Genomic DNA, 6572 nt, shown 5'->3' on the forward strand with positions numbered 1-6572 from the left:
GGCCGGCGTTATTTCCTGTTGTCGTGCTGAATCGCCGTCAGCGAGCCTACAGACAACGCTTCTTTATAATGCTTACGACAGACTGAAACATAGCGTTCATTACCGCCTATCACCACCTGCTCGCCATCTGCATAAGGTTTCCCGGCCTGGTCGAGACGAAGCACCATGCTGGCTTTGCGACCGCAGAAGCAGATTGTTTTCAATTCGACAAGCTTATCCGACCAGGCAAGCAAATATTGGCTACCAGCAAAGAGCTCACCGCGGAAATCCGTACGCAGGCCATAACACAGCACGGGAATATCAAGCTCATCGACCACCTCTGAAAGGGCATGAACCTGTTCACGCGTCAGAAACTGGCTTTCATCTACCAGAACACAGTGAATGGGCTGCAAAGCATGTTCTGTACGAATGTCCTCAAACAGATCGCTTTTCGGGTTAAACAGTCTGGCAGGCGACGAGAGCCCTATTCTGGAACTCACCTTCCCTGCGCCAAAGCGATCGTCAATTTCAGCCGTATAGACAACGGTACGCATCCCGCGCTCCTGGTAATTGTACGAGGATTGCAGCAACGCGGTGGATTTCCCGGCATTCATTGCCGAATAGTAGAAATAAAGTTGTGCCATTGGCCGTAAAACCCTAATCAATGTGTAATATTCCCGATGATTCATTGTACCATAATTTGTCTGGTCATCAGCGATGCAGCACACAGAAGAAGCGTTTCAGCGTGGAGTTCACGACCTTCTTTTCATGAAAATAGCCCGTTAAAACATGAAGTAAACTCCTTCTGCCCGGCCAATATGTTATATGTTCAGCCAAACATAACACTGCTTTTTATAGTGGAATCCCCGTTCTTTAAAATTCACTATTTATTAACTATTACAGTCTTAACATCACGGTGGGGAACTAATACAAAAGGCTGATATTTCTCCGCCGCAACTATAATTCCTGCGGTAAATGTCACAAAAAAAAGATGCAATCGACCGGGTCCAGCCGGGTTAGCTGATAACAAACGAGACTGTTGGGTGATGAAATTTAAGTTAGCGTAATTAATAATAGCGGCATTATTTAGTATTTTTTGAATTCCTTACATTCCTGGCTATTGCACAACTGAATTTATGGCTCTATTATTAGGTCAACAAACCACCCCCCATTATAAGTTTGAGATTACTACAATGAGCGAAGCACTTAAAATTCTGAACAACATCCGTACTCTTCGTGCGCAGGCAAGAGAATGCACCCTCGAAACGCTTGAAGAAATGCTGGAAAAATTAGAAGTTGTAGTTAATGAACGTCGTGAAGAAGAAAGCGCAGCTGCTGCTGAAATCGAAGAACGTACTCGTAAACTGCAGCAATATCGTGAAATGCTGATTGCTGATGGTATCGATCCAAATGAATTGCTGAACAGCATGGCTGCAGCTAAAACCGGTACTAAAGCCAAGCGTGCTGCTCGTCCTGCTAAATATAGCTACGTTGACGAGAACGGCGAAACTAAAACCTGGACTGGCCAGGGCCGCACTCCTGCTGTTATCAAGAAAGCCATGGACGAACAAGGCAAACAGCTGGACGACTTCCTGATCAAGGATTAATCCAACCGTATTCAGAAAAATCCCGCGTAATGCGGGATTTTTTTTAACCTAAATTTGTCGCAAACAACCCCTTACACTCTGTCATAAAGCATTATTTGGCAATTTTAATAACTGTACTTAGAGACAGGTTTCAGAAGTGTTTAGGGCATAAAAAAACCGGTGGGCAGCGCCTCACCGGTTTCGGACATATGTAACCGTGGCTTATTTCTTAATACCTACGCTCTCTTTGAGCCAGGTTTTAAATTCTTCACCAAGAGTATTGTGGCGAATACCATATTCAACGAACGCCTGCATATAACCAAGCTTATTACCGCAGTCATGGCTCTTACCTTTCATATGGTAAGCCTCAACGGTCTCTTTCTCGATCAGCATATCAATGGCATCCGTCAGCTGAATCTCATCCCCCGCTCCTGGAGGCGTTTTCGCCAGCAGAGGCCAGATTTCAGCGCTCAGGACATAGCGACCTACAACGGCCAGGTTTGAAGGCGCTACGTCGGCTTTAGGCTTCTCTACCACGCCAACCATTGGCACGCTTTCGCCCGGTTCAAGGTTAACGCCTTTGCAGTCAACCACACCGTATGCCGTCACGTCTTCAACAGGCTCAACCATGATCTGGCTGCTGCCGGTTTCATCGAAACGTTTGATCATCTCAGCAAGGTTATCCTGAGAAAGATCGGATTCGTATTCGTCCAGAATTACGTCAGGCAGAATTACCGCTACAGGCTCATCACCTACAACAGGATGTGCACACATCACAGCGTGGCCCAGACCTTTAGCCAGGCCCTGACGAACCTGCATAATGGTAACGTGCGGCGGGCAAATAGACTGAACTTCTTCTAACAGCTGACGCTTAACACGCTTTTCCAGCATGGCTTCAAGTTCAAAGCTTGTATCGAAATGGTTTTCGATAGAGTTTTTTGATGAATGCGTAACCAGCACAATTTCAGTGATGCCGGCTGCGATACATTCATTAACGACATACTGGATTAATGGCTTATCAACCAGAGGCAGCATCTCTTTAGGAATTGCCTTAGTTGCTGGTAACATCCTGGTCCCCAATCCCGCTACCGGGATGACGGCCTTTCTGACTTTCGAATTTAGGGCAGCCATTCAAATTCTCCTGAGCTGTTCAAGTTTTGAACTTTTATGCAATAAATAACGCGTTGAGTATATCAGCCTCGCCCCGCAGTTCGGGTCTGAAAAGAACGCGTTGCCGATCAATTAGGATAAATACGCATGAAACTGGGCAGCGATAGTAGCACTCCCCGTAAAACACAGGTAAAGCAATCTTAAAATTAAGATCCAATTGCTTATTCCGTGGACAACATTAAGCGCAGCCGTCCCCCGGCGCCCCAAATTTGGCACTGCCAGGAGGAACAGCGGTGGCTAATTTGATTAAGATACGCCGTACCCAATGTCCCAAGCGGCACACCGTTACTCACCTCAATATGATGTTCACCGGTATTCAGTGAAGCGTTGAGACCCGCTGAGACGAGGATCAGATTCTTTAAACCGCTGTGGTAATAGCCGACCAGCAGCGGGAACTGTCCGGGCAAATTAGCCTGACGAAAAAGCTGGTTTACCTGTTTAAGCAAACTGCCTAACTCCGGCAGCCGTTGTCCCTGATGCGATAACTGTTCCTGCAGCAAACCATTAAATAGCGCACGAAGAAGTAACGCGGCTAATACGCCATTATCCCCCGCACGGGTGACATCCAGAGAATAAAACGCAAGGTCGGAATCAGATAATGGTGCGATATCCAGCACCAGTCCCGGCTGGTCAGCCGCCACCAGCTGGCGATAATTTACGCGGCAGTGTGAAATAGTTTGCTGTACGGGCGGCTGAAGTTCTTGCAACAGTTTCGCCGCAGCAGGAGGATCACTCACCAGTGCATCCCAGTCCTGGAAAAGACGCTCCTCTTCCTCTACCCGGGAATTAAACATATTTGGATAAAGGCACGCTAAGACCGTTTCTCGCAGCCGGTTCAGATCCTTGACCGGCTTAAGCAGAATATCCTGGACGCCAAGACGCAATGCTTTGGCGATATCCGCCATATTCTCTGTGGCAGAGATCACCAGAATCGGCGTCTGGTTGCCTTCGTTACGCAGATGTTCAACCAGCTTCAGTCCATTCATGCGCGGCATCTCAATGTCGCAAATCATCAAATCGGGCGTAATGCTGATCATTTTTTCCAGGGCGTCGATACCATCTTCAGCGAGTGAAGTGATTGCTCCCAGCGAGGATAACCACGAATCCAGTAGCGATCGGAAAACGGGCTCGTCTTCTACAATCAAAATGTGTTTTCCGGCCAATGGCTGCGTCATGGTTCCTCCCCTGGCTGACAGTAACTAAATAGTGGCATGCGATCGGCACTATCGCCTGTCAGATTTTGCTGAAGTAGTCAAAAAAAGGTGCTTAACGTGCTGTTTGCACAAAAGGCAACAATTCGTCCATTTTCTTTTCGACGGCTAACGAGCCCGCTGCGATGGCGGCCTCAGCCCGATGGAAATCAAGAGTAGAGATTTGCGGACAGTAAGGCTGAATAAGAATATCTGGCGGATCGCCTGCCATACGATTGCGCTTAAGGCGGTTCTCCAGAACCTGGATTGACGTGGTCATGATTTCTATCGCCGTCGGCGCGGCAACCGAGCGTCGCGCGGCCATGCGCCCGATTCTGCCGCGCAGGCGCTCATGCCAGGCCAGTTTCTCGCCCTCTGCATCTTCGCTCTGGAGATTTACCGGCATGAGGTCCTGTTGCATCAGGTGGGCGTCGTGCTGCAGGTCGACGGCAATTACGATATCCGCCCCCATTGCACGGGTCAGAGAGATGGGAACCGGATTCACGACGCCACCGTCGACAAGCCAGTAACCGTTGTGTGGGACAGGCGCCATGAGCCCCGGCATGCTGCAGGAGGCGCGCACGGCAAGATGGATATCCCCTTCGGTTAGCCACAGTTCGCGTCCCGTGCTGAGGTTCGTCGCGACGGCGCCGAAGGGCATCTGACAATCAGTAAAGTCTTCGAGAGGCATCACCTGGCGGAACTGGTTAAAGACGCGTTCGCCGCGCAACAGCCCACCCCGCTGCCACGAAAGGTCCATCAGACGCAGGACGTCCCAGTAGCTGAAGGAACGCACCCAAGTCTCGAGTTCCGGAAGCTTCCCGCACGCGTAAGCGGAGCCGACAAGCGATCCTATTGAACAACCTGCGACAATATCTACGTTAATGCCCATCTTGTTTAAGGCATTAATCACGCCGATGTGCGACCATCCCCGGGCTGCACCTGAGCCCAGCGCCAGTCCAATTTTAACCTTTCTCATTAGCCCTGTTTTACTTCCCCTGGATTCCTGACATAGCGTCAACGCAACAGCTCAGTTAACATAGTGCTACCCGAAGCGTTTTACGCCTTTATTATTTGTTCCAGGAAGAGAATCGTGTCTCAACTCTGCCCTTGTGGTAGCGCTCTGGAGTATAGCCTATGTTGCCAGCGATATCTGTCTGGCGATCAGGTTGCACCAGACCCGTCACACCTCATGCGTTCACGTTACACTGCTTTTGTGATCAAAGACGCAGACTACCTGATTAAAACCTGGCATCCCTCCTGCCAGGCTGCCGAATTCAGACAGGACATCGAAGCCGGCTTCGCGAACACGCAGTGGCTCGGCCTTACCGTCTATGAATCCTCAACGGGCAGCCATGTTAATGAAGGTTACGTCAGCTTTGTTGCTCGTTTTACCGAGAATAATAAACCTGGTGCCATTATCGAGCGTTCCCGGTTCTTAAAGGAAAGCGGGCAGTGGTATTATATTGACGGAACGCGCCCACAGTTTGGTCGTAACGATCCCTGCCCGTGTGGTTCAGGTAAAAAATTTAAAAAGTGTTGCGGGCAGTAATGCCTGACAACCCAGACTTCGCAAATACAAACAGGATTTCCCGGCGATGCAATCATTACAACGTAAAGTTCTGCGCACCATCTGTCCCGATCAAAAAGGACTGATCGCACGAATTACCAACATTTGCTACAAACATGAACTGAATATCGTGCAGAACAACGAGTTCGTTGACCACCGTACCGGCCGCTTCTTTATGCGTACCGAACTCGAAGGTATTTTCAACGACACCACCCTGCTTGCCGATCTCGACAGCGCGCTTCCGGAAGGTTCCGTACGCGAGCTGACCCCAGCCGGTCGACGCCGCATCGTGATCCTGGTGACAAAAGAAGCACACTGTCTGGGCGACCTGCTGATGAAAGCAAACTACGGCGGTCTGGACGTGGAAATAGCTGCCGTCATTGGCAACCATGAGACGCTGCGCACGCTGGTCGAGCGTTTTGATATTCCGTTTGAGCTGGTTAGCCACGAAGGTCATACCCGTGAAGAACACGACGATCTGATGGCGCAGGCCATTGAAGCGCATAACCCGGACTACGTGGTACTGGCGAAATATATGCGCGTACTCACGCCTTCATTCGTGGCGCGTTTCCCGAACAAGATCATCAACATTCACCACTCGTTCCTGCCAGCCTTTATTGGCGCGCGTCCCTACCACCAGGCGTACGAGCGCGGCGTGAAGATCATCGGTGCAACCGCACACTACGTGAATGACAACCTGGACGAAGGTCCAATCATCATGCAGGACGTGATTCACGTGGATCACACCTACACGGCCGAGGACATGATGCGTGCAGGGCGTGACGTTGAGAAGAACGTGCTGAGCCGTGCGCTGTATCAGGTACTGGCGCAGCGTGTCTTTGTCTACGGCAACAGAACCATCATTCTTTAATCTTTCGGAAAATGAATTGATTAGCTTTGCGCCTTTACGGATAAAAAGCAGGCAAACAGCTTCATTTCCCTAAAGGAATGCTTTACAGGGGCGCCTCATTTGATATGATGCGCCCCGCTTCCAGCAGGAAGCAGGCCAGTAAAAAGTATTACCCCGTGGTGGGGTTCCCGAGCGGCCAAAGGGAGCAGACTGTAAATCTGCCGTCA

7 protein-coding genes are annotated in these 6572 nt (G+C 50.0%); 3 read left to right on the top strand and 4 right to left on the bottom strand.

The annotated features are described in order from the left end of the window. Window positions 1-8: 8 nt before the first annotated feature. Window positions 9-623 carry a thymidine kinase gene (gene tdk / locus ADJ24_RS06095; protein WP_023312100.1) on the bottom strand — a complete coding sequence of 205 codons (615 nt, stop codon included), beginning with the start codon at window positions 621-623 and terminating at the stop codon, window positions 9-11. Window positions 624-1172: 549 nt separating this feature from the next. Between tdk and hns the strand changes: the two genes are divergently transcribed. Beyond that, a complete protein-coding gene (hns, locus tag ADJ24_RS06100; protein ID WP_008502781.1) occupies window positions 1173-1586 on the top strand; it encodes a histone-like nucleoid-structuring protein H-NS in 414 nt (137 codons plus the stop codon). 201 nt (window positions 1587-1787) lie between these two features. On the opposite strand, the gene galU is transcribed toward hns, so the two are convergent. The 3 genes from galU to rssA all read right to left on the bottom strand — a co-directional run bounded on the left by galU (window position 1788) and on the right by rssA (window position 4904). Beyond that, window positions 1788-2696, bottom strand: a complete 909-nt coding sequence (galU, locus tag ADJ24_RS06105) for a UTP--glucose-1-phosphate uridylyltransferase GalU (RefSeq protein WP_008502780.1) — start codon at window positions 2694-2696, stop codon at window positions 1788-1790. A gap of 200 nt (window positions 2697-2896) precedes the next feature. Beyond that, window positions 2897-3910 carry a two-component system response regulator RssB gene (gene rssB, locus ADJ24_RS06110; protein WP_023312101.1) on the bottom strand — a complete coding sequence of 338 codons (1014 nt, stop codon included), beginning with the start codon at window positions 3908-3910 and terminating at the stop codon, window positions 2897-2899. A gap of 91 nt (window positions 3911-4001) precedes the next feature. Beyond that, entirely contained in the window at window positions 4002-4904 is a 903-nt protein-coding gene (gene rssA / locus ADJ24_RS06115; protein ID WP_023312102.1) for a patatin-like phospholipase RssA, read from the bottom strand. 114 nt (window positions 4905-5018) lie between these two features. On the opposite strand from rssA, the gene ADJ24_RS06120 reads away from it, so the two are divergent. Further along, window positions 5019-5477 carry a YchJ family protein gene (locus tag ADJ24_RS06120; protein WP_023312103.1) on the top strand — a complete coding sequence of 153 codons (459 nt, stop codon included), beginning with the start codon at window positions 5019-5021 and terminating at the stop codon, window positions 5475-5477. Between the two features lie 46 nt (window positions 5478-5523). Further along, on the top strand, window positions 5524-6366 hold the full coding sequence (gene purU / locus ADJ24_RS06125; protein ID WP_023312104.1) for a formyltetrahydrofolate deformylase: 843 nt from the start codon (window positions 5524-5526) through the stop codon (window positions 6364-6366). Window positions 6367-6572 lie beyond the last annotated feature (206 nt).

This window comes from Enterobacter sp. 940_PEND (genome assembly GCF_001059415.1).
Classification (GTDB): Bacteria; Pseudomonadota; Gammaproteobacteria; order Enterobacterales; family Enterobacteriaceae; genus Enterobacter; species Enterobacter cloacae_M.